Here is a 23,272-nt window from a genome sequence, read left to right on the forward strand (position 1 = left end):
CCATAACAGAGTGCGGCATGTGCGCATTCGGTTTCATAGCTGTGACCGCTCCTATTCAAGTGGAGCGGTCATTTTGCGTTAATCCATAAATCGGCGTTTTCGCATGACTGCTTTCCCGATCTTGGCAGAGATTCCACGTGAACTTGTCAGCAGCCAGCCTAATGCAATGCCGTATAGCAGATGACCTGCCAGCCAGAATAGAAGGGCAGCGAAGTCGGACAGCTCCGGTGTGCGAACGGACAAGACCGTAGTCGGATACAGGACAAGTCCTACGACCATACAGACCAGGGAGACCCAGGATAAACTTCGCCCGCGAGGCCAATTCTTCTGCTCCAGAAAGACGGCCAGAGCGATACTCAGCAGGACGGAGATGACGAGATGCAGCGCAAGCTCGATAGGTTCGGAGAGCTTCAGTTCCTTCAGGACAGGTACGTAATCAACGTTCAGCAGCAGCGTATAGACCTTCACCGAGGTGATGTGCTCGATCATTTTAAGGAACAGCCCGAGGAGAATGCCTGAGGCGATGCCTGCCCAGACCGGCCGGTTCAGCTTCCATGTACTCCACATGAGCGATATCCTCCTTTGCTGTTCATTGTATGATACTTGTCAATCAATGGGAAACCGAAATTCTCGCTTTACACCCATAGAACGCCATCGGCCTAGCCTGTTACCGGTTTTGTTTAGAAATTGTATAGTTCGGTCCTATACTCTAGTTCTATAGACTTATACAGCTGGAGTGATAGGATGACAGACGAGTATTTTGACGAAATGCGCAAGTTCGGCCATGAGGATGAGATGAGGTACCGGATATTGATGCGAGGGGTAAAGAACCTGTTGGAACAACGGAAACGTGAAAAATCCAAGCTGTTCAAAGGACTCCCGCATCGTCAGAGAAAAAGAGACCTGCGCCTAGGTAAATGGTCATGATGAATCGATAGCGGAGCAGTCGTGAGCAACAGCAGTAGAAGCATGGTGATCGTTACGTTTGAATACAGGGACCGCCTTCCGCCATGGGGGCGTTTTTTTTTGCATATTTTTATGTCTTTCTATTCGCGTCGGCATTTGTTTTCAAAAATGATGGACGGGTTAAAGCAGATACGCTTACTCGTTTGTCTCTGCCATCCCGGCTGCCCCTCGTATCATGTTTTTGTGAAACCTGTTTTAGATCATAGCTCCATACTGTTAAGAAACGCCTAAATCAAAAAGGCCGGCTCCTGCCGCTTGAATGCGAAAGGGAGTCGGCTTAATTGCGCTTTATACTACACCGGTGCCAGTTCTGGGGCTGGAGTCGGCGTTGTTGGTTGTTTGGGTTTGGGTTCCGCCGATTCCAGCTTGACGGCTGAAGGCCGACGCATGCCCTTCCCGCGCGGGACGCACATCGGGGTCCCGTACAGTGGGTCCGGAATGATCTCACACGGCAGCTGGAACACGGTCTGCATCAGCTCGGAATCGATAATATCTCCCGGTTTGCCCTCTGCCTTGATGCTCCCGTCGCGAATGGCGACGATATGATCGGCATAACGGCAGGCCAGATTGATATCATGCAGCACCATGACGATGGTCCGTTGTTCTTGAACATTTAATTCATACAGCAGATCCAGTACTTCGATCTGGTGCGTCAAATCCAGATAGGTGGTCGGTTCATCGAGCAGAATGAGCGGCGTCTCTTGTGCCAGCGTCATCGCGATCCAAGCCCGCTGGCGCTGGCCGCCGGATAGCGAGTCAACCGTACGGTCAGCCAGTTCGGTCAAACCCGTGGATGTCAGGGCCGCCGTGACTGCTTCCTCATCCTCGCGTGACCATTGACGCAGCCAGCTCTGGTAGGGATAGCGCCCTTGCTTCACCAGCTGCATCACCGTCAGCCCTTCCGGAGCAGTTGGTCCTTGAGGCAAAATGGCGAGCTTACGCGCCACGTCTTTGGTGGACAAGCTTGCGATGTCGGCTCCGTTCAATACAACCGAGCCGCGCTGCGGTTTCAGCAGCCTGGCCATGGAGCGCAGCAAAGTGGACTTGCCGCAGCCGTTGCTGCCGATAAACACGGTGATTTTACCTATAGGCACGGTTAAATCCAGATTTTCGAATATAAAGTCTCCCCCATAGGACAGACCCAATCCCTTTGCTTCCAGCGTATTCATGACGCCAGCTCCTTTCGGTTCTAGAATCGATTGCGGTTACGATACAGCAAGTAGAGGAAGAACGGCGCGCCGATCGCGGCGGTGAATACACCTGCCGGAACGTCGCGCGGCAGAAATGCCGTCCGAGCTACCAAGTCCGCGACAAGGAGCAGAATCGCACCGATCAGTGCGCTGACCGGCAGGACGCTCCCGAAAGATGGACCCACCAGCCTGCGGGCCATATGCGGTGCCATCAGACCGATGAAGGCGATGGCGCCGCCGATCGAGATGGCTGCTCCGGCCAGGGCGACGCTGAGTCCGATCAGGATCAGCCGCTGTTTCTGAACCTGGGCGCCGGTGCTGCTTGCAACGTCGTCTCCCAAGGCTTGGATGTTCACATTCCGGGCCTGCAGCCAGGTAAGCGGTAGCAGTACAGCTACCCAAGGCAGCAGGGTCAATACATCCTTATCCCAGGACATGCCGTAAATGCTGCCTGCCATGAAGGTAAGGGAGCGGTCGGCCAACTGCAGCGGACCGGATATGATCAGCATGTAGGAGATCGATTTGATGGCGGCTGATACCCCGATCCCGATCAAGACGAGCCGTAGCGGCGATACGCCATTCTTCCACGCAAGCACATACAGCAGTCCGGTAATGAAAAAAGCACCAAGGATGGCGAATAGCGGCATCCAATGGATCGATACGGTGCCTGTGAATATGAAGATGAAGAGAACGGCTCCTAGCGATGCTCCCTCCGTTATGCCAATGACATCGGGGGAGGCCAGGGGGTTGCGGATGACGCCCTGCAGAATAGCCCCCGCCACCGCGAGAGCGGCTCCGATCAGCACGGCGATGATAATTCGGGGCAGCCTTAGCTGCATGACGATGACCTGCTCCATGGGCGGAGCATCGCCGAACAATGCTTTAATGACATGAAGCGGCGAAACAAACTGGCTTCCCGTTCCTGTGCTAAGAATCATGGCGGCGATGCAAAGCACGAATAGGATCAGGCATACCCATAGTGTTCTTCTCTCCAGCATAAACGATACTTTAGCGTTCCTGGAGCGGAATATGCGGTGTTTACTCATTGTGCTCGTCTTCCTTTCCTGGCTATGTACACGAAGAACGGCACGCCGATGATTGCAGTCATCACGCCGACCGGGACTTCCTTCGGCATGGCAATGTATCGGGAGCCGAGATCGGCCGTCACCAGCAGAAGTGCGCCAAGCACCGCGCTGTAAGGCAGAATCCAGCGATAATCATTTCCTATTAAATACCGAACGATATGCGGGATGATGATTCCGACAAATGCGATGGGTCCCGCAGCGGCAACGGAACCTCCGGCCAGCAAAATAACGGCCGCTGCCGCTAACAGCTTAATGAGGGCTGTTTTTTGCCCAAGGCTCTGGGCGATGTCGTCTCCCATGGAGAGGGCGTTCAGATGACGGCCCAGCAGGAGTGCAGCCAGCATGCCAACGGTCATGTACGGCCACACGGCTGCAAGTTGGTTCAAATCGCGTCCGGCTACCGAGCCGACCAGCCATACCAGGACCTGATCGAACATTTTGCCGTCGGAGAGCATTAATCCCTGTGTCAAGGAATGGAAGAAGGCGGCTATGGAGGCACCCGCGAGGGTGATTTTTACCGGCGTCATGCCGTCCCTGCCGATGCTGCCCAGGAAAAACACGATACCGCCGCTTACCGCGGCCCCGATCAGCGCGACCCAGGTAAGGGATTGGAGTCCGCTTATGCCCAGCCAACCCGCCGACATAATAATGAAGAAGGCCGCACCGGAGTTCACGCCCAGCGTGCTGGGGGATGCAATCGGATTGCGGGTGATAACCTGCATGAGCGCGCCCGCAACAGCCAGGCTTGCTCCTACGGCAAGCGCAATGAGCGCCCGGGGCAGTCTTGCTGTGAGAATGATCAGATGCTCGTTGCTCCCGTTGAAGTGAGTGAACGATTCCCATACCTGATGAAGAGGTATGTTTGTTACTCCGAATGCGATGCTGCACATAACGGCAGCAGCCAGCGCCAATAGCGATATGAATAGTCCGAATACGCGCATATATGCTCACTTTCTTAAGTCCATGAATAATTAAGTTCATATGAATTTTAGGTGAAGGGACCCCATCTGTCAATGATCTTGATAATCATTCTCATAAATATCTTGATATTTTTCATAAAACCCTTTATAGTTTTGAATCAGTGATTGATAATGATTTTCAAGTAGAGGGATATGACACAAGGGGGATTTAGATAGGTATGGGAAAAGGAATGGCAAATAAATCAACGAGAGGCCTCAAGTTTAGCTTGCTGGCTCTCATCATGATCGTGATCCTTGCCGGGTGCGGAGCAAGCCCAGCGAAAGAAAACGCAAACAGTACCGGCGGCGACACAACGAATGCTGCAGGTGGTAACAATGAAAGCGCAGCAAGCGAATCGTATGAAGTTACGCATGCGATGGGTACGGAAACGATCAAGGGAACGCCTCAAAAAGTGGTGGTTCTCACGAACGAAGGAACAGAGGCCCTTCTCGCATTGGGCGTGAAGCCTGTAGGTGCCGTTAGATCCTGGACAGGCGACCCATGGTATCCGCATATTAAAGACCAGATGGAAGGCGTTACCGTTGTAGGGGAAGAGAGCCAGCCGAACATCGAGCTAATCGCCGGCCTGCAGCCGGATCTGATTATTGGCAACAAAATGCGTCAGGAGAAAGTATATGAGCAATTGAAGGCGATCGCGCCGACTGTTTTTGCCGAGGATCTTCGCGGCGAGTGGCAGACCAATTTTGAGCTGTATGCCAAGGCACTGAACAAGGCATCTGAAGGCGAAGAGCTCCTGGCTGCATACGACAAGCGGATTCAGGATTTCAAAGAAAAGGCCGGAAGCAAGCTGGATGAGACCGTCTCCGTGGTCCGTTTCATGGCAGGCAAGACGCGCGTGTACCATACCAATACGTTCTCGGGCGTCATTTTCGAGAAAATCGGTATCGCCCGCAACGACATGACCAAGAACGCCAAGGACGATTTCGTTGACGAGATTACGAAGGAACGTTTGCCTGAGGCAGATGCCGACAGACTGTTCTACTTCACTTATGAAACCGGGGATGGCGGTGCCAACCAAACCGAGCAGGAATGGATCAACGATCCGCTGTGGAAAAACCTGAACGTCGTCAAGAACGGCCAAGCCCACAAAGTGGATGATGCCATCTGGAATACAGCAGGCGGCATCCTGGCAGCGAATCTGATGATTGACCAGCTGCAGGAGTTTTACGGCATTCAGTAATGAATGAATGAAAACGAATGCTGCATAGGAAAAAGCTAAAAAAGGAGTCACCCCTCAAGATCTGAGATCTTGAGGGATGACTCCTTTTTTGTGCATCGCCGGGTCGCCAGTACCGCCGCGTCGCCAGCATAGCTGCAAGGTAGCATCGCTGTGTAGCCGGTACGGCTGCGTTGGCAGCATAGCTGCACGGTAGCATCGCTGCGTCGCCGGTACGGCTGCGTTGGCAGCATATCTGCACGGTAGCATCGCTGTGTCGCTGGTATGTAACTGCATGCCACACTGTACGCCAGCACAGCATAACCAACTCCCCCTGCTTCTTGCCGCTACCCCTGACCTGTTAACGGACTCCAGTTCCCTTATTTTCTTAATTCGCACCCAATTGTTAAATCTAACGGACTCAGGATCCCTTATTACCGCAATAAGGTGCCTATTTGCCATCATATTCTATAAATAACGTATCTGGTGTCCGTTAGCTCTCGAAAATAACACCCATTCGGCTAAATAACGTATCCTCAGTCCGCTTGCCGCCCTCGAGCAGTAGCAACAAGGCCAGCAGTCGAACCAAGATGAGTAGTAGCAAACGAGCGCTAGAACCAAGATGAGTAGTCGCACCAAGATTAGCAGTCGCAACAAGATGACTAGTAGCAACAAGGCCAGCACTAGCACCAAGATAGTAGTAGCAAACGAGCAGCAGCACCAAGATGAGCAGCAGCAAAAAGATCACCTGTTAACGGACTCCAGTTCCCTTATTTTCTTAATTCGCACCCAATTCTAAATCTAACGGACTCAGGATCCCTTATCACCGCAATAAGGTGCCTATTTGCCATCATATTCTATGAATAACGTATCTGGTGTCCGCTAGCTCTCAAAAATAACACCCATTCGGCTAAATAACGTATCCTCAGTCCGCTTGCCCTCGAGCACTAGCCAACAAGGCCAGCAGTCGCACCAAGATGAGTAGTCGCACCAAGATGAGCAGTAGCAAAAAGACCAGCACTAGCACCAAGATGAGTAGTCGCACCAAGATGAGTAGTAGCAAAAAGACCACCTGTTTACGGACTCCAGATCCCTTATTTTCTTAATTCGCTCCCAACTCTTAAATCTAACGGACACAGGATCCCTTATTACCGCAATAAGGTGCCTATTTGCCATCATATTCTATGAATAACGTATCTGGTGTCCGCTAGCTCTCGAAAATAACCCCGATTTGGCTAAATAACGTATCCTCAGTCCGCTTGCCCTCGAGCACTAGCAACAAGATCAGCACTAGCACCAAGATCAGTAGTAGCACCAAGATCAGCACTAGCACCAAGATCAGCACTAGCACCAAGATCAGCAGTAGCACCAAGATCAGGACTAGCACCAAGATGAGTAGTAGCACCAAGATCAGCAGTAGCACCAAGATCAGCACTAGCACCAAGATCAGCAGTAGCACCAAGATCAGCAGTAGCACCAAGACCAGCAGTAGCACCAAGGCCAGCAGTAGCACCACGACCAGCAGTGGCCTCAGCTATCTACTCTGAGTTCCCCCGTTTTCTACCACTAAACCATAGCTACTTAAAATCATGCGGTTCTACATCGTTTTGGTTGGTAGCCATCCAAGCATCCCCTGGACACCGAATCCATCCACGAATCCATCCGTGCCCTCCCTGTAATGACGCTTTTGCTTCGCTTCCACCTTTTTACGAAATCTTCACCACAATGTCCGCTCCGGCAACATAGGCCATCGCCTGGATGTATTCCGGGTCTTGGGCTCGTCGTTCCATTTCCTCAGAAGTGAGGTCCTCCATTCGCGTCTGAATCCACCATAAGTTGCCGAACGGGTCCCGTACCCGTCCCACCCGGTCACCGAAGAACAAGCTTGTTGGCTCCGTGACCGAGACGGCTCCTGCGGCCAGCGCTTGTTGGTAGACGGCATCGCAATCCTCAACATATAAACGGAGGTATGCCGGGCTATCCGGCCATTCCGGCTTCGCGTCAAACATCATCACGACGGCATCTCCGATTCGCACCTCGGCATGGCCGATGATACCATCGCCAACATAGACGCGGGCTAACTCTTCGGCTTGAAAAGCCTGCTGCAGGAATTCGATCAGCGCTGCGGAGTTTCTTGAGATGATCCACGGTGTCACGGAGGTGTAGCCATCCGGAATGGGTTTAACCGCTTTCGATGGGTTCGTCATAAATACGCTCGCTCCCTTAAACTTCATTTATTTGAGCTCTGATGTACTCATTATGCGGGGGCATATATGACAACCGAGCGTCAGTGTTCCCAAAACAAGTTTTGGGCATACGGCTATTTAATTTAGCAAAATAACCACCGCCACCGTAGAACATTATGATCACCCGGTCATGAAAAGGTTTCAAGCGTGGAGTTCCGTCCGCGGACGGTTCACGTTTGACACGACCCACAAACCTATGTACAGTATTAGACAAAAGAATAGGAAGTCCACTAGGGGAGCCGTTAGCGGCTGAGACAAGAGCGTATCTTGGACCCTTTGAACCTGATCTAGTTCGTACTAGCGTAGGAAAGTGGAGCCTTCGTATATGAGGTCTCGGTGCGTTTTTTGGCGCACTCGGGCTTGTTGACGAAGCCGCTCCAGTTTTCGGGGGCGGCTTTTTAGCGTTGCCTGGAAACTCGTGACTTACGGACTTCCTGCTCTTCAATATGTTGGAGGTGGGGACAAAAATGAGTTTCACGCAAGAGCTCCGTCAGCAGGCGGAAGGTATTTTTCAAGCAATCTTCGATCATCCCTTCGTAAAAGGCATTGCCCAGGGGAATCTGGAGCGGGAGCAGTTGATTCACTATGTAAAACAGGATTTTGAGTATTTGAATGCCTACATGCGGATTTACGGTATCGCCATATCTAAATCGACCAGCAGGGAAGAGATCGCGACCTTTAACGAACAGATTTCGTTCATCCTGCACAGCGAGGTGCACCCGCATCAGAATTTTTGCGCAGCAGCCGGGGTGACCTATGAAGAGCTTCAGGGGTATCCGCTTGCTCCGTCCGCGCATCATTATATCCGTCATATGCTGACGGTGGCGCATGAGGGCAGTCTGGGCGAGATTATGGCGGTACTCCTTCCTTGCCCGTGGACGTACCTGGAGATTGGTCGCAGGCTGCTGGATGAAGTGAAGCCGGATGCGTCCCATCCATTCTATGACTGGATTTATTTCTACGGCAACCGGGGGGAAGACGCGACAGCCAAGTTCTGCAACCGTGTCGATGAATGGGCAGAGCGTGCGACGGCAGCCGAGCGGGAACGGATGACGGAGCATTTCATGCTGAGCTGCCAACTGGAGTATATGTTCTGGGATATGGCATATAAGCAGGAGGAATGGCCGGTGCAGCTGCAGGCTGCGGTGCTGTAAGGAGAAACTGTATCAAGCACATAAATTCCATTATAGATAAGAGAGGCTGATTCATATGCATGCATGGGAAAAAGAGGTTTCGGCGCTTTTAACGAAGGTACAGCAGACGAGCCCCCTCGTTCACAATATGACAAACGTGGTGGTTACGAATTTTACGGCGAACGGCTTGTACGCGCTGGGCGCGTCGCCGGTCATGGCTTACGCGCCCGAGGAAGTGGCGGATATGGCCGCCATCGCGGGCGCACTCGTATTGAACATCGGCACGCTGAACCGCGAGCTGGTGGATGCGATGATAATAGCGGGGCAATCGGCCAATGCCCATGGCGTCCCGGTCCTGCTGGATCCGGTCGGTGCGGGCGCGACCCGTTTTCGGACGGAGTCGGCCTTGCGGATTCTGAGCGAGGTGAAGGTTTCGCTTGTGCGTGGAAACGCGGCTGAAGTCGCTCACCTTGTTGGGGAGGCCCGCGAGATCAAAGGCGTAGACGCTGGCATCAGCGCAGGCAGCAATCATGCCGAGCTGGCTGTGCGGGCTGCACGCGAATTAGGCACGATCGTGGCCATTACCGGTGAAGAGGACGTAATTACCGATGGAAGTGAAGTGCGTATCATTACTGGCGGTGACCCGCTGCTCACGAAGGCCACCGGCGCAGGGTGCCTGCTGACCTCGGTGCTGGGTGCCTTTGCCGCAGTGGAGGCAAACCTGCTGCTTGCGGGTACGGCGGGACTGGCCTTCTACGGGGCCGCGGCGGCAAAAGCCGCAGAGCGCACGGCAGACCAGGGACCGGGGAGCTTCCAGATCGCTTTCCTGGATGAGCTGGCAAAGCTCCATCCAGACTCGCTGGAAGGATATGCGGCTGTCCGGGAAGCAGAAGCGACCGCTGCAGGTGGCACACGATGAGCAAGACTCGCGTGCCCCGGGCACTGACGATTGCCGGGTCCGATAGCGGCGGAGGCGCCGGCATTCAGGCCGATCTGAAAACCTTCCAAGAGCTCGGCGTATACGGCATGTCGGCGATTACGGCGATCACGGTGCAGAATACCTTGGGGGTTCACGGCGTATATCCACTGCCCCCCGAAGCAGCCGCCGAGCAGATGGAAGCGGTAGGCTCGGACCTTGGAGTAGATGCATTGAAGACGGGCATGCTGTTCAACGCCGAGATCATTCGCCTGGTTGCTGACCGGATTCGGGCTTTTGGCTGGGAGAAGGTCGTTGTCGATCCTGTAATGATTGCCAAAGGCGGAGCGGAGCTGCTGCAAAGCGAAGCGGTGCAGGCTTTAAGAGAAGATTTGCTGCCGCTGGCCTTGATTGTCACCCCCAACATACCGGAGGCCGAAGTATTGGCGGGGATGCGTATCCGCACAATGGAAGATCGGAAGGAAGCAGCGAGGCGTATTCATGCTCTGGGGCCCAAGATCGTTGTGATCAAGGGCGGCCATGATGAGGGGATGCTTGTCGGTCATGAAGATGCGGATCACCAAAGAGACAGGGAACCAGATATAATGGCGGATACGCAGCAGGAAGAGTTGCCTAGGTCCGAATTAACGTCTGGCCAAACGAGAACTGCCAGCCATAACGGGGAGTTAAGTGAGGGACGCTCCCCAATTATCAAGAATGGCGACAGATTCGGAAATCCCTGCAGTCCTCCCGTCATGGACCTTGTATACGATGGTATGGCCTTCACGGAATTATACGGCAAACGAGTTCATACCGTTCATACGCATGGTACCGGGTGCACTTTCTCTGCCGCCATCACCGCAGGCTTGGCCAAAGGCTTGAGCGCATTCGATGCCATTCAGAGCGGACGCTCTTTCATCCAAGCGGCCATTGAAGACGGCTTAAACCTGGGGCAAGGACACGGCCCCACGAATCATTGGGCGTATCGTCGCCGCCGTCAGGAGGTGCTGCGATGACGGGGAGAGTGACACCCGAAATGATGAGGCAGCATCTACGGATGTACCTCGTACTCGGCAGCGTGAACTGTATCGAAGAGCCAAGCCGAATTGTGCAGAAGGCACTGGCTGGCGGCGCGACCATGGTCCAGTTCCGCGAGAAGGGACATGGCGCGCTTGTTGGGGAGCCGATGGTCCAGCTGGCTCGCCGGATCCAGAATCAGTGCCGCCAAGCGGGCGTACCCTTCATCGTCAATGACGATGTGGAGCTGGCGCTGAAGCTGAACGCCGACGGTGTGCACATCGGCCAGGACGACGAATGCGCGGCTTCCGTACGGGAGCGGATCGGCAACCGGATTCTGGGTGTCTCCGCCCATACCGTGGAGGAGGCGAGACGCGCCATTCTCCACGGTGCCGATTATCTTGGCATCGGACCAATCTATCCGACCCGCTCGAAGGATGACGCTAAGGCTGTGCAAGGCCCAGCGATTCTCCGTGAACTGCGCAAAGCTGGAATCGATCTGCCAATCGTTGGGATTGGCGGGATTACCGTGGAGCGCGTGGAGGAAGTCATGGGAGCGGGTGCAGATGGCGTCGCGGTGATCTCCGCCGTGACGGGAGCAGAGTCGGCTCGGGAGGCTGTGGAGGCTTTTATAGGAAAGATACGCCGTGCAACCAACGAATTACTTGAGATGTAGGAGGATTATATGCGGATTATGAACAAGGGTGCCGAAGCTTCTGCGGCACTCTTGTTTTGCTTACGTCAGATTTTAAATTACTGTATAGGCTCAGCTTTTCCGTCAACATGCCATTCTTTTCATCCATTCTCGTGTAACATCCTAGATCAGATTGCCATAAAGACCCGGATATGATATACGTAGGACAATGTACCTGCTCCACGATGAGTGAGCTCTCCAAATAAGTTGAATAGGAGATCGGAATGAATAATAGGCAAAAAGAGATATTTCGCAATTTGTTAATGGAACCGAACCGGCTGTGGCTCGTTCAGGATCTGGCGGATCAGACCGAGTGCTCGGAGAAGACGATCCGAAACGATCTGAAGGTGATTGAAGAATATATAGTTAAGCACTCCAGTGGCCATTTGGTGAAAAGGCCGGGACTTGGTATCTATCTGGAGATCGGAGAAGCGGATCAGGCTGATTTATTCCACCGCTTGTATTCCAACGAGAGTACCACCGAGGATGAATCTGATGAGGAAAGGGTGCTGCACCTGGCATATCGGCTCTTAATGAACGCGAAGCCCGTAACCCTGCAGAAGCTGGCTTCACCGTTTTACGTGAACAAGGCGATTATCCGTCGGGATATGGAAAAGATTGAGGGCTGGCTGCGCAGCTTTGATCTGAGCTTAATGACGAAGCAGCGTGTAGGCTTCATGATTGAGGGCTCGGAGAAGAACAAACGGATGGCGCTGGCGCGGTTGAACCAATTGATCAACCGTCCGGAGTTGACGGGACAGATGATGCGTAACCAGTATGAACCGCACGAGATTGCAACCGTATTCAATGAGTTGAAGGCGTTGCAAAAGCAGCATCAGCTTCGCTTCACCGATGAAACCTTTGAAAGCCTGATGCTGCATATTCTGCTCATGGTCAAACGGACCAAGCTGGGACAGCCGATTTCGCTCTCTGGGCAGGACATAGCCTTTTTGGAGAACAAAGCGGAATTTGCATGGGCGATAGACTTTTTGAAGAAGCTGCAAAAACTGTTCGCTGTCCCTTTTTCCAAGGAAGAAACCGCTTATCTAACCCTGCACCTGCTTGGCGGGAAGTTCCGATACACGCAGGAGGATGGAGGCGCCCGGCGGAGCGATCTAGCAGACAGTCATCCACTGCTGTCCCAATTGGTTGAGCAATTGATTCGGCGGATGTCGGAGCTGAATATGATCCCTTTCTCCAAGGACCAGGTATTATTGAACGGGTTGAAAGTGCATTTGTACACAACCATGCACCGTCTTCATTATGGTCTGGCTGTGTCCAATCCGATGCTGGCTGAGATCAAAAAGATGTATCCCTATATGTTCGATCGGGTCATCATGGCATTGGAAGAGGTAGGGGGAGCGCTCCATCTGCACTTTCCCGAAGAAGAGGCCGCATATTTGACGCTGCACTTTCAGGCGTCTGTGGAACGGCTTCACCAGAATGAAAGCCATCCTCAAAAGGTCATTATTGTGTGTCACATGGGCGTCGGGATGTCCCAATTGCTTCTCGCGAAGGTGGAGCGGAGATTCCCGTCCGTGCATGTAGAGACAACGATGTCCAAAGCGGAAGTTGATGATTATCTGGCAGCTCATGAGGTGGATCTTGTCATTACAACTGTTGATCTGCCCGAGCTAAAATCACCTTATATCCTCGTTTCCCCTCTGCTCGAGGCCAGTGACGAGCGGAAGCTGGAGCAAGCGATCCGGGGGCTCGATGAGCCGGACAGCAGGGCGACTGAGGAATCGGTCTTTTTGAAATATACGACACCTTTTCTCGTCTTTCCTCAGCAGGAGGTAGAGCGTCCAGAACAGTTAATCGCCAAGTTTGCGCAAATGCTGGAGGACAAGGGGTATGTCGAGGCTGGGTACACGGAAAGTGTGCTGGTTCGTGAGAATATGTCTGCTACGACGATTGGGGGTGGCATTGCCATCCCTCATGGCAGCTCGGAGTGGATTAAACAGTCCTGTATCGTTGTTGTTACATTGAAGCAGCCGATTACCTGGGGAGCCGAGAAGGTAGAGCTTGTGTTCTTGCTCGCGGTTAAGCACGATGAGCGGGAAGAGATGAGGCAGCTGTTCAGGGAATTGTCACGGATCAGTGAGCAGCCGGCATTGGTCCGTGCGTTGTCTAAGGAGACGGACGTGATGCGATTGCTGAATGCGTTAAAAGGGTAAAATTCGTAGTAGAAACCTGATGATGAAGCAGGACGTATACGTCCTGCTTTTTACATTTTTTTGGGGGTTCCCGCAAAGTATTTGGAATAAGCATCGTAGCATAGGTCCACTTTGTGGGGATATTTTATTGCGAAATAAACCTGTTTTTCCGGAAGTTCCGGTAAAAAGTTCATCCGATAACAGCGTTTTCAGCGTGTACACTATAAATGTAAGCGGGAACATGACAGCAAAGGAGAATGACGATCATGAAAATATTAGCGATTACTTCATGTCCTAACGGAATTGCACATACGTATATGGCTGCTGAGAATCTGCAGAAGGCAGGCGCGAAGCTGGGCGTTGAGTTGAAGATCGAGACCCAAGGCTCCATTGGCGTGGAGAATCAATTCACGGAGCAGGATATCCGTGAAGCCGATGGCATTATTATCGCAGCGGATAAGACGGTGGTGAAGGACCGGTTTGTCGGTAAAAAACTGCTTGTGGTTGGTGTGCAGGATGGCATCCGTCGTCCGGAAGAGCTGATCCAACGGATGATAAAAGGGGATGTGCCCGTCTATCAGGCACAGTCCAAGTCGGCTGAAGATATGACAGGAGAGAACAAACCTAAACAAAATCCGATCTACCGTCACTTGATGAACGGTGTATCCTATATGGTGCCGTTTATCGTGATCGGTGGACTGCTCATCGCAATCGCACTGACGATGGGCGGCGTGAAAACGCCGGGTGGGCTGGTTATTCCGGAGGGTTCGATCTGGAAAACGATTGAGAGTATCGGTGCGGCTGCGTTTACTTTCATGGTTCCGATCCTTGCCGGATTTATCGCAATGAGTATTGCGGACAGGCCGGGTCTTGCACCAGGTATGGTCGGTGGGTTCATTGCTGCGAACGGCAGCTTTTATGGAAGTGAAGCGGGAGCTGGATTCATCGGGGGGATTATTGCCGGTTTCCTGGCAGGTTATGTTGCACTTGCTATTAAAAGGATCAAGGTTCCTCGGTCGCTGCAGCCGATTATGCCCATTATTGTTATCCCGGTACTGGCGTCACTAGTTGTAGGGTTAATCTTCGTCTTTGTGATTGGTGCTCCGGTTGCGGATCTGTTTGAAGCGTTAACCGTCTGGCTCGCGGGAATGCAGGGCACAAGTTCGATTCTGTTGGCGCTTATTCTGGGCGCGATGATATCTTTTGACATGGGTGGTCCCGTGAATAAGGTTGCGTTCCTGTTCGGCTCGGCCATGATCGGTGAAGGGAATTATGTGATTATGGGCCAAATTGCCGTTGCCATCTGTGTTCCTCCGATTGCCATGGGACTGGCGGCCATGATGAACAAAAGGAAGTTTACACCTGCGGAACGTGAAGCTGGAAAAGCAACATTTACGATGGGATTGTTCGGTATTACCGAAGGAGCGATTCCATTCGCGGCACAAGATCCTCTACGCGTCATTCCGAGTATCATGGTCGGTTCCATGACGGGTTCAGTGATTGCCATGTTGGGCAGTGTCGGTGACAGCGTAGCCCATGGCGGTCCGATTGTAGCCGTGCTCGGTGCCGTGGATCATGTGTTGATGTTCTTCCTCGCTGTCATGGTCGGCGCAGCCGTATCGGTTATCATGGTGAGCCTGCTCAAGAAAGAGGTTGCAGCTGAGACTCCGGCAGTTGTTGGAGAAGGAGCCGAAGCGATAGAAAATCCTGCCGGAGCAGGTGAAGAGTTGGCAGTTAACGCAGCTGCACCCATAGCTGCGGACTTAACCGAAGTGGCTTCAACCGTGATCAATAACGGTACAGCAACGGAAACACCTGCTATCCGAGTTGAGAAATTGACTGATATTGTAACACCGGATCTCATTAATCTGAATCTGGTCGGAACGACACAGGATGCTGTTATCGACGAAATGATCAGTGTATTGGAGCGGAATGGTGCGGTAAGAGCTGACGGAGATTTTAAACAGGCCATATTAGCTAGGGAACAAGAAAGCTCCACAGGCATCGGCATGAATATTGCGATTCCTCACGGTAAATCGGATGCTGTCCTGAAACCAAGCGTGGTCTTTGGTATCCAGCAGGATGGTGTCGACTGGAAGAGTCTGGACGGGAGCGATGCCAAACTGATCTTCATGATTGCCGTGCCGCGTAATAGTAAACAGAATGCACATTTGAAAGTGCTGCAAATGTTGTCCCGCAAGCTGATGGATGATGATTTCAGAGAAGCGCTCTTGGCGGTGACAACGAAGGAAGAAGCCTATCAATTGCTGGATCAGGTGCATTAATTCTAGACGCTGAGTGACAGGGTTGTATATGAAGCCACTCCAATGAAGCCAGCCCCGCACAGAAATGAGCGGGGCTGGCTTCAATTTTGCGCGTGCTTGAACCGGAGTAGGCATATCGCTTTTCCATGATTTATTTGATGCCCATGCCTCTCATCTGATCTATTACTGGTGAAGTTTCGTTGTCATATTTTGCATAATGACAATGATATCCAAAATATGATAAAGTTTGTTCATTCCGTGTCCAATGGAATTTCGTCCGTTTGGAGTGGACACTAAACGAAAATAACATCTGTGGGTGATAGCAGCATGAACATGAAAAAACTCGGCTTACTGCCGAAAATCCTTATTGCCATTGCGCTAGGAATTGCGATCGGATCGTTCTCACCGGCATGGCTGGTTGCCGGATTAGCTACCTTTAGCGGGTTGTTTGGAAACTTCCTTGGTTTTGCCATACCTTTAATTATCATTGGGTTCATTGCTCCCGGCATCGGGGAGCTGGGGAGAGGAGCCGGTCGCCTGCTAGGCGTGACCACGGGCCTTGCTTATCTCTCCACCATTATCGCGGGGCTGTTGGCGTTCTTGGCAGCGACACTATTGTATCCATATATGTTGGAGGTTGGTGGTCTGGTTAATTCCTACACCAATCCGGAAGAGGCGCTGCTGGAACCCTTTTTTAAAGTTGACATGCCGCCTGTATTCGGGGTGATGACTGCTCTGCTGCTTGCCTTTACGCTGGGGCTGGGAGCGGCTGTAATCCAGGGACAAGCCTTGCAGAAGGTCATGGTGGATTTCCGGGAGATTGTTGAGAAACTGATCGCCTCGATCATCATTCCGCTGCTGCCGTATCATATCCTCTGCGTGTTTGCCAACTTAACCTATGGCGGGCAAGTGACCATGATCCTGTCGGTATTCGCCAAAGTATTCATTATGATCATTGTCCTGCATGTGCTGTTCCTGATTATACAATACCTGGTTGCGGGTCAAGTCGCACACAAGAATCCGTTTGCCATGCTGAAGAACATGCTGCCAGCTTATTTTACGGCGATAGGCACGCAGTCTTCTGCCGCTGCCATTCCGGTTACGCTGCGCCAAACCAAGCTGAACGGAGTTAGTGGGAAGGTCGCTGATTTTGTCATCCCTCTGTGCGCAACCATACATCTATCCGGCAGCACGATTACACTGGTAAGCTGCTCGATGGCCGTCATGCTGCTGACAGGGATGCCGACTTCCATCGGCATGATGTTCCCATTCATTCTGATGCTGGGCATTACGATGGTTGCTGCTCCCGGAGTTCCCGGAGGCGCCGTTATGGCAGCACTCGGATTGCTGGAGTCCATGCTGGGCTTCGATACGACACTGACGTCGCTTATGATCGCCCTCTATATTGCGCAAGACAGCTTCGGAACGGCTTGTAATGTAACCGGAGATGGAGCTATCGCCGTGATCACGGATCGCGTGAGCAAATCTGAGCCTGCGTAAATCATGTAAGCGCGGCTTACTACTTTGCATCGCGGACGGTCAGGATCCAGCAATCTATATGAGTTCAGGCAGAAGCCTGCCCATTTCCGAAAAGATGGGCAGGCTTCTTATTGATTTTTTCTGTACAATCGTACTAAAATGTAACCATGAATACTAAAAATAAAACGAATGACCAGAAGGAAATGTCGTTTATTGAGAAGGCCCGCCGTGCGCAGATCGTGGCATGTGCGATCGAAACCATTGCCGAGGTCGGTTATGCCCAAGCTTCGATAGGTCAAATCGCCAAGCGTGCCAACGTTAGCAAAGGGGTGATTTCCTATCATTTTGCCGGGAAGGATGAGCTCCTGGAGCAGGTGGTGACGGAGTATTATATCGCCTATGAGTCCTTTGTGCAGCCCATCCTGCGTGACGAAGCATCTCCGAAAAACAGGCTCAAGAAGTATATTGAAGCGAATGTGGAGTTTATCGCGGATCATCGGAAGATGGTTTTTGCCGTTGTGGAGATCGTGACGGGCATGAGGACGAAGGAGGGGAAGCCTCGGTTTTCGGCGGATACGGATGAAGGTGTGTTTCAACCGATTGAGGCGATTCTGCATGCAGGGGCGAAGGAAGGAACCTTTCGTGAATTCACCCCCTTATCTTCCCGAGTCATGGCTCTCTCTATCCGGCATGCCATCGATGGATTCAGCCTGGAATTGATGAGAAACCCCGATCTTCACGTAAAGGCTTATGTACAGGAGCTGATTACGATCTTTGATCACGCCACGCGCAAATAAGAACGCTCCCAAGGAGGAGAGAGCATGTTGATTTATTATGAGGTGGAATGCTTTTGCTGCAAGAAGACATTTCGGCTGTACGAAGGAAGCATAGGATATAAAAATTTCAAGGAAAACCGGAAAGGGAACTATTCCTGCGAGTCATGCAATCACAGCATACGGCTGGAGGCGATTTTTAATCTGCTTCGGAAATAAGAAGGAGGAAAATCAGAAGAATATAATAGAATAGGCTCGTGAACGATTTTGATGGGAGAGTTAGGGAACACCTACAGGTTAACGTACAGTGCGCAAGACTACCGAGTGTCGGCTGAAGCGGCACTCTTTTTTGCATGCTTTTGCAGATCTATGCAGGGTTAGGGAATTTTCGACGGAGTTGTTACTCCACATAAAGAGGACCTTGGAACCTCTTCCAGTTATTTGAAATGAAGTAGAATGACTATCTAACAAATGACGAAGAGGTTGACGTATGTCCAAGATACTTGTACCTCCTGAGGTGCTGCTGGCAGTGTCGGATCAATTCGACAGGGCCTCTGATCAGCTGGAAGCGAACAAAAACACGCTGAATCAACGGATTCAGATGCTGGCGTCGTGTGTTGAAGATAAGGCAAACGCCTTGGTTGAAGATCCGATCGGAACCGGTAAACAGATGGCTTACGATGTTACAATAGGGACTGCCGAGGAGGTCTTGAATACGACCATATGGGGCGCCAAAATGGCATTTGACGTTGGCGACACCCGCGAGAAATTCGGTGAAAAGATACAGGCCGAGCAAGAGCGAATGAATGAGATGGGGAAGTCGGCCTATCTGGGGCAGCAGGAGCCATGGCTTTAGGCGCTTTTGCTCTTAACCACTATTTGATTACGCATCCCTAAAAATCCTCTTTTGATGATGCAGATCTTAGGTTTACTAACATATCTGGATCAGACTCGAGGCGAGCATCATTTCGAAGAGCAAATCTAAGCGCAAAGTTTATTAAAGGTGATTTAACAAAAGCCCTGCTTGATGGAGCACTTCTCTAAGGAACTGGCTTTGAAGAAGTTAGCGGAATTGATGAAGTGTCAGCCAAATTTTTGTTGGATCTGAAGAGAATCCAAGAAGGTTGGAAGGCGATGATATCAAACAATGGGTACTGGAGCTAGGGAGAAGGTAATATCTTCATCAGCGGAACAACATTTGGTTAGTACGATGCGCAAACACATTCACATTCGAATGTGTTTTTATTTTCTCTAAATATTGTTGCAGCTTTGGTTTATTTACATATTTTTGTGCATTATTTACTCTAGGAGAATATTACCTTAATATTTCCTGTTTACTATAATATAGAAACTTATATCCTTAGCGGATGATATTCTGAAATGATGATAACTAGGAGGAATAATTGTGAAGAAGCTACTAACAGGTATGATGGCAGCATCTATGATTTTCAATATAGGTGCTTTTTCAGGATCAGCTCAAGCAAAACTGGATGAACATCAATTTTCAAAAAATCCAGGTCTTACTTTTGATGTCATTAGTGACATTCAAGGGGATTACAATGACTTTAAGCATGTGCTTCACGATATGAAACAGGTAAACCCAACTTCAAAAGCATTAATCGTGAATGGTGATATTACAGACCGAGGGTGGGATTTTGAATATCAAGCCGTACAACAGGTGTTAGATCATAATCCTCATCCGGAAAATGTATGGTACAGCATAGGAAATCATGAGTTTTACAAACCAAAATGGGCAACACCGAACACATTAGCGCAAAACACGTGGCCAAATCATACGCCGGAGTCCGAAATGTTCCAAAACTTTTATAACTTTACTGGCGAAGAGAAAGTCTACCATAAAAAAGAGTTAGACGGATATCCGTTCCTTTTCTTAGGAACCGAAAAATATATGCATTACCATGATAAATCCTTGTGGGATGAGGTTTACCTTAGTGATGAGCAGCTTGATTGGTTAAAGCAGAATCTTGAAGAATATTCAAAGAACGATCCAAATAAACCCGTCTTTCTGTTTAGTCATCATATTCTGAAGGATAGTATTTCAGGCTCCAATCAATCCCCTTATACAGGTGATTACTTAGACCAAGAAAAATTAGAAGCGATCTTAAAGGATTATCCGCAAGTCATTCTCTTTACAAGCCACAGTCACTGGGACCTGAATCTTCCGGATTGGGCAGGTAAAAAGGTAGTCGACGGTGGAGATAAGCGTGGGTTTACCGTTGTGAACACAGCTGGGATTCAAGCGGGCTGGGCATCGGCAGGGCCTAATGGTGGTGAAGTGTCGACGGGCAATGATTTTAAACAGGGCCTTCAGGTTGAAGTGAACGGAAATGATGTAGTAATAAAAGCGTATGATTATAAAACAGATAAAGTCATTAAAGAACTGGGTGTGCATCAGGGTACTGTTGCTCAATTACCACCTCATGTTGAAGCTGATGATAAGAAAAATGAGCTCATTGGTGCTACTCAATATATGGAATATTCTGTAAACGGAAATGGTAATGGAAATGGAAATAGTCGCTGGGTTGACTATGATCCGAAGAATCCTCCAAAATTTGAAGGAAACCAAAATGTATTCGTTCGCCATAAAGGTGAAATGAACCTGGAAGATGGATTATCTAAAAAGGTGACTTTCAAAAAATAATGTCTGAATAGAACAGAGCGTTGATTCAATTAACGCTCTGTTTTTTTGCGTACACAAATTACGTTTTAGTTCAGGACCTCAAGCCTGGACAATGTTTTGGAAAATCTGATTCCATGCATAGTAGAGCTTGTTTTGATCAATCTTTTTTCAAAACAAGTTCATTTATCAATTCGGTAAACAAATAAAAAAACTCCCGTCTAATCAGGAGTTAGTTATCGTTTTGAAATGCTGACCCAATAGATCTTATAGGAAGATAGATCTCGTTTGTAATGTTCATTTTTTATTTTCGATACAACTCTTTAAGGATGTTTAATCCTTTTAACTGGTTTTCTTCATCTTGCTGTAGGAGCAGCGAGTTAATTTCAAATATGACCTCATTATCTTTTTTACCTAATGACATAAAGTCAAAGAAGTCGAGATTAAGCGCTGTTGTAATTTTTTCGAGGGTTTGCACGGTGAAATTGCCTTCCCCTCTTTCCAGCCTGCCAATATAACTAAAAGAGGAACCAATTTTCTCGGCAAGCTCCTCTTGGGTTAGATCCTGACTTTTTCTAATTTCTCGTATTATAATGCCCAATCTCTCTGCAATCGATTTATCCATATATGATCGACTCCTCTTATAAGAAGTGTAGACAAAAGGTAGTTAATATTGGAGTCACTAAAAGATTCATTATATATCAATTATTGTCCTTATAAGGTTTTTGTGATAAATTGTAAATATATTCAAATATAGTAGGAGATGATTCCCGAAGGTACTTCCTAAACAAAGTGGGTTTGTGCGGGAAGCTAGCTTTATGCTTTAATTGACAGGCGTTAAATTAATCTATACTATTACTATTATTCTATTGATATACTAAATTATGGATGTTCCGAATGCGGATATTCTTATTGGAGGTTGTTGAATTGATACATACAACCACGATACGATCAGAATTGGATTTTTACCTGAAAAAGACGGGATTAACTATAAATCAATTTGCGGAACTATCAAAAATTAACTCAGGGACGTTAAGCACTATTATTAAGGGTATACGCCCCATTGCTATGCAGCAATTAGATCGAATGGTATCGGCCATGGGACTTCCCGAAGGCAGCTTCTATGAGCTCTATGCGGATGAATGTTTTGCTTATCCGCTGAATTGGAGAAGACTAAAGCCGTTTTTGTACCGCTGTGCCGAACTGGATAAGCTGGAATTAATTCAGAAGGTTGTTCGATATATGACGGATAACCTAGCTTATGTGCCACTTCTTTTTGACACAGCAGAGGATTTGTTTAATCAAGGCAAGTATTCAGCAGCCGCAATGATTTACGAATCAGTAGCCGAAAGTGAGAAATATCAACATTCTGAACGGTTAGCTCTGTGCCATTATCGACTGTTTACAATCTCATTAGGTCATGATCAGGAAAAGAATCTTAGGGCAGCCACTAAATTTGAGGAATTCGTCGAGCGTTTAGATGAAGTGGATCAGCTTGATGCGTTGAAGGATTTGGCTAATATTTATAGTTCTCTTCGATATTGGGATAAGGTTGAGGAAATTGCAGAAAAGATGGGACGAAAGGCAACTATCCAATATTCTTATAAATATGAACAGACCAAAAGTCATTGTCTCCAGAAGGAACCGAAACGTCCGCTGTTTCTATATATTATATACTCGTATTTATTACGTTCGGGTGTTTGTGATGAACGAGGAGATTATGAGCAGGCATTACGATATGTATTGCTATATTCAGAACTGAGTTGGGTCAAGGAGGATTCTGAAGAAGCTCATCGAATTAAAGAGCAATATAAAATGTGGGCTGTGGCAAATACATATCTATACCAACTGTTGTCAGGTAAGGTCGAGGTTCTGCCGGATTATGTGGCTTATATTGAATCCAAAGAAGACGAGATTCTTCCTGCTTTGACTAAAATTCTCCAGGCGGCTAATCAGTATCATTTTAACGTAGATTATATTTTGCAGAAATTTCAAAGCAAGATTTCTTCGTATACTGCGATAAAGGGACAGTCGCAAACGTACCACCATCAAGTGGGAGAAGATCGGTATACGCATTTTTTGATCGAACTTTCATCCTATTATCTGAACAGACAAAGGTACGAGGAGGGTTTGACTTATTTATTAGATGGCTTGGCAGTAGCCATTGATATTCATAAAGATGACGCCATTCTGAAATGTGTTCAATCTTTTGAGCAGTTCAGACATGTTGCATCTGTGGAAATACAAAATAGATATAATATTCTAATCAGTGAGGTGAAAATAAAATGAAAAGAAGAATAGTGTTATTTTTGATTGCATTCTGTATGGTTATTTCTATTAATGTTCCTGTGTATGCTGCTGATGATTCGACGCTGGCTGAACCACCGCTCGTTCAGCAATTTACACATGGTATTGGGGGATCTTAGATCTCTTATTTCAAAGGCTTATTCCAACTCGAAGTATGAGTAGGAATAGGCTTTTTTACATGCCCAGCAATATATTATGGATGCGCCTATAAAACCTACCTAACAACAAGCCCATAAGGTATAATCTGTGTACATATTGTAAGCGCTTTATA

The 23,272-nt window shown here is 49.4% G+C and carries 23 protein-coding genes, 1 pseudogene and 1 riboswitch; of the genes and pseudogenes, 15 read left to right on the plus strand and 9 right to left on the minus strand.

Annotated elements, in window-relative coordinates:
• Positions 1 to 78 precede the first annotated feature (78 nt).
• A complete protein-coding gene (locus OHJ21_RS25870) occupies positions 79 to 567 on the minus strand; it encodes a hypothetical protein (RefSeq protein WP_100540476.1) in 489 nt (162 codons plus the stop codon).
• 177 nt (positions 568 to 744) lie between these two features.
• On the opposite strand from OHJ21_RS25870, the gene OHJ21_RS25875 reads away from it, so the two are divergent.
• Positions 745 to 927, plus strand: a complete 183-nt coding sequence (locus tag OHJ21_RS25875; protein ID WP_100540477.1) for a hypothetical protein — start codon at positions 745 to 747, stop codon at positions 925 to 927.
• Between the two features lie 332 nt (positions 928 to 1,259).
• On the opposite strand, the gene OHJ21_RS25880 is transcribed toward OHJ21_RS25875, so the two are convergent.
• The 3 genes from OHJ21_RS25880 to OHJ21_RS25890 are packed head-to-tail and all read right to left on the minus strand — an operon-like array spanning position 1,260 to position 4,182.
• On the minus strand, positions 1,260 to 2,135 hold the full coding sequence (locus OHJ21_RS25880) for an ABC transporter ATP-binding protein (RefSeq protein WP_100540478.1): 876 nt from the start codon (positions 2,133 to 2,135) through the stop codon (positions 1,260 to 1,262).
• Between the two features lie 20 nt (positions 2,136 to 2,155).
• Positions 2,156 to 3,202: a FecCD family ABC transporter permease gene (locus OHJ21_RS25885; RefSeq protein ID WP_100540479.1), complete on the minus strand. Its 1,047-nt coding sequence runs from the start codon at positions 3,200 to 3,202 to the stop codon at positions 2,156 to 2,158.
• Positions 3,199 to 4,182, minus strand: a complete 984-nt coding sequence (locus OHJ21_RS25890; protein ID WP_326115854.1) for a FecCD family ABC transporter permease — start codon at positions 4,180 to 4,182, stop codon at positions 3,199 to 3,201. The genes OHJ21_RS25885 and OHJ21_RS25890 overlap by 4 nt, the downstream gene beginning before the upstream one ends.
• Before the next feature lie 197 nt (positions 4,183 to 4,379).
• On the opposite strand from OHJ21_RS25890, the gene OHJ21_RS25895 reads away from it, so the two are divergent.
• A complete protein-coding gene (locus tag OHJ21_RS25895) occupies positions 4,380 to 5,402 on the plus strand; it encodes an ABC transporter substrate-binding protein (RefSeq protein WP_100540481.1) in 1,023 nt (340 codons plus the stop codon).
• A 54-nt stretch (positions 5,403 to 5,456) separates the two neighbouring features.
• Here the strand turns inward: OHJ21_RS25895 and OHJ21_RS25900 are convergent, their stop codons facing one another.
• From OHJ21_RS25900 to OHJ21_RS25915, 4 genes are all read right to left on the minus strand, one after another.
• Positions 5,457 to 5,777 (minus strand): hypothetical protein, encoded by a 321-nt coding sequence (locus OHJ21_RS25900; protein WP_486021550.1) that lies wholly within the window; start codon positions 5,775 to 5,777, stop codon positions 5,457 to 5,459.
• A gap of 94 nt (positions 5,778 to 5,871) precedes the next feature.
• Complete coding sequence (locus OHJ21_RS25905) at positions 5,872 to 6,126, minus strand: hypothetical protein (protein WP_133120360.1); 255 nt, start codon at positions 6,124 to 6,126, stop codon at positions 5,872 to 5,874.
• A 459-nt stretch (positions 6,127 to 6,585) separates the two neighbouring features.
• On the minus strand, positions 6,586 to 6,786 hold the full coding sequence (locus tag OHJ21_RS25910; RefSeq protein ID WP_486021551.1) for a hypothetical protein: 201 nt from the start codon (positions 6,784 to 6,786) through the stop codon (positions 6,586 to 6,588).
• Between the two features lie 298 nt (positions 6,787 to 7,084).
• Positions 7,085 to 7,585 (minus strand): VOC family protein, encoded by a 501-nt coding sequence (locus tag OHJ21_RS25915; RefSeq protein ID WP_486021552.1) that lies wholly within the window; start codon positions 7,583 to 7,585, stop codon positions 7,085 to 7,087.
• A gap of 261 nt (positions 7,586 to 7,846) precedes the next feature.
• Positions 7,847 to 7,950, plus strand: a riboswitch (TPP riboswitch).
• Positions 7,951 to 8,091: 141 nt separating this feature from the next.
• Between OHJ21_RS25915 and tenA the strand changes: the two genes are divergently transcribed.
• The 12 genes and pseudogenes from tenA to OHJ21_RS25975 all read left to right on the plus strand — a co-directional run bounded on the left by tenA (position 8,092) and on the right by OHJ21_RS25975 (position 20,718).
• A complete protein-coding gene (tenA, locus tag OHJ21_RS25920; RefSeq protein WP_486021553.1) occupies positions 8,092 to 8,778 on the plus strand; it encodes a thiaminase II in 687 nt (228 codons plus the stop codon).
• 55 nt (positions 8,779 to 8,833) lie between these two features.
• Complete coding sequence (thiM, locus tag OHJ21_RS25925) at positions 8,834 to 9,676, plus strand: hydroxyethylthiazole kinase (RefSeq protein ID WP_486021554.1); 843 nt, start codon at positions 8,834 to 8,836, stop codon at positions 9,674 to 9,676.
• Positions 9,673 to 10,689, plus strand: a complete 1,017-nt coding sequence (gene thiD / locus OHJ21_RS25930) for a bifunctional hydroxymethylpyrimidine kinase/phosphomethylpyrimidine kinase (RefSeq protein ID WP_486021555.1) — start codon at positions 9,673 to 9,675, stop codon at positions 10,687 to 10,689. The genes thiM and thiD overlap by 4 nt, the downstream gene beginning before the upstream one ends.
• Positions 10,686 to 11,366, plus strand: a complete 681-nt coding sequence (gene thiE / locus OHJ21_RS25935) for a thiamine phosphate synthase (protein WP_486021556.1) — start codon at positions 10,686 to 10,688, stop codon at positions 11,364 to 11,366. Before thiD ends, thiE begins: the two co-directional genes overlap by 4 nt.
• A 242-nt stretch (positions 11,367 to 11,608) precedes the next feature.
• On the plus strand, positions 11,609 to 13,561 hold the full coding sequence (locus OHJ21_RS25940) for a BglG family transcription antiterminator (protein WP_486021557.1): 1,953 nt from the start codon (positions 11,609 to 11,611) through the stop codon (positions 13,559 to 13,561).
• Positions 13,562 to 13,806: 245 nt separating this feature from the next.
• A complete protein-coding gene (locus tag OHJ21_RS25945) occupies positions 13,807 to 15,825 on the plus strand; it encodes a fructose-specific PTS transporter subunit EIIC (RefSeq protein WP_486021558.1) in 2,019 nt (672 codons plus the stop codon).
• A gap of 312 nt (positions 15,826 to 16,137) precedes the next feature.
• On the plus strand, positions 16,138 to 17,304 hold the full coding sequence (locus OHJ21_RS25950) for a dicarboxylate/amino acid:cation symporter (protein WP_326116129.1): 1,167 nt from the start codon (positions 16,138 to 16,140) through the stop codon (positions 17,302 to 17,304).
• 146 nt (positions 17,305 to 17,450) lie between these two features.
• A complete protein-coding gene (locus OHJ21_RS25955; protein ID WP_486021559.1) occupies positions 17,451 to 18,080 on the plus strand; it encodes a TetR/AcrR family transcriptional regulator in 630 nt (209 codons plus the stop codon).
• A gap of 24 nt (positions 18,081 to 18,104) precedes the next feature.
• On the plus strand, positions 18,105 to 18,275 hold the full coding sequence (locus OHJ21_RS25960; protein WP_165789753.1) for a hypothetical protein: 171 nt from the start codon (positions 18,105 to 18,107) through the stop codon (positions 18,273 to 18,275).
• Between the two features lie 271 nt (positions 18,276 to 18,546).
• On the plus strand, positions 18,547 to 18,912 hold the full coding sequence (locus OHJ21_RS25965) for a hypothetical protein (RefSeq protein WP_486021560.1): 366 nt from the start codon (positions 18,547 to 18,549) through the stop codon (positions 18,910 to 18,912).
• Positions 18,913 to 18,968: 56 nt separating this feature from the next.
• A pseudogene (locus OHJ21_RS25970) lies at positions 18,969 to 19,100 on the plus strand (pentapeptide repeat-containing protein); the annotation flags it as partial.
• A gap of 361 nt (positions 19,101 to 19,461) precedes the next feature.
• Positions 19,462 to 20,718 carry a DUF4073 domain-containing protein gene (locus tag OHJ21_RS25975; protein WP_486021561.1) on the plus strand — a complete coding sequence of 419 codons (1,257 nt, stop codon included), beginning with the start codon at positions 19,462 to 19,464 and terminating at the stop codon, positions 20,716 to 20,718.
• A gap of 280 nt (positions 20,719 to 20,998) precedes the next feature.
• Here OHJ21_RS25975 and OHJ21_RS25980 read toward each other — a convergent pair whose 3' ends face one another.
• On the minus strand, positions 20,999 to 21,319 hold the full coding sequence (locus OHJ21_RS25980; RefSeq protein WP_486021562.1) for a helix-turn-helix domain-containing protein: 321 nt from the start codon (positions 21,317 to 21,319) through the stop codon (positions 20,999 to 21,001).
• A gap of 302 nt (positions 21,320 to 21,621) precedes the next feature.
• On the opposite strand from OHJ21_RS25980, the gene OHJ21_RS25985 reads away from it, so the two are divergent.
• The gene (locus tag OHJ21_RS25985) at positions 21,622 to 22,983 is read left to right on the plus strand and encodes a transcriptional regulator (RefSeq protein WP_486021563.1); all 1,362 of its coding nucleotides are present in this window, start codon (positions 21,622 to 21,624) and stop codon (positions 22,981 to 22,983) included.
• Positions 22,984 to 23,272: the final 289 nt, after the last annotated feature.

This window comes from Virgibacillus sp. LDC1 (assembly GCF_025792345.1).
Classification (GTDB): domain Bacteria; phylum Bacillota; class Bacilli; order Paenibacillales; family Paenibacillaceae; genus Paenibacillus_AQ; species Paenibacillus_AQ lautus.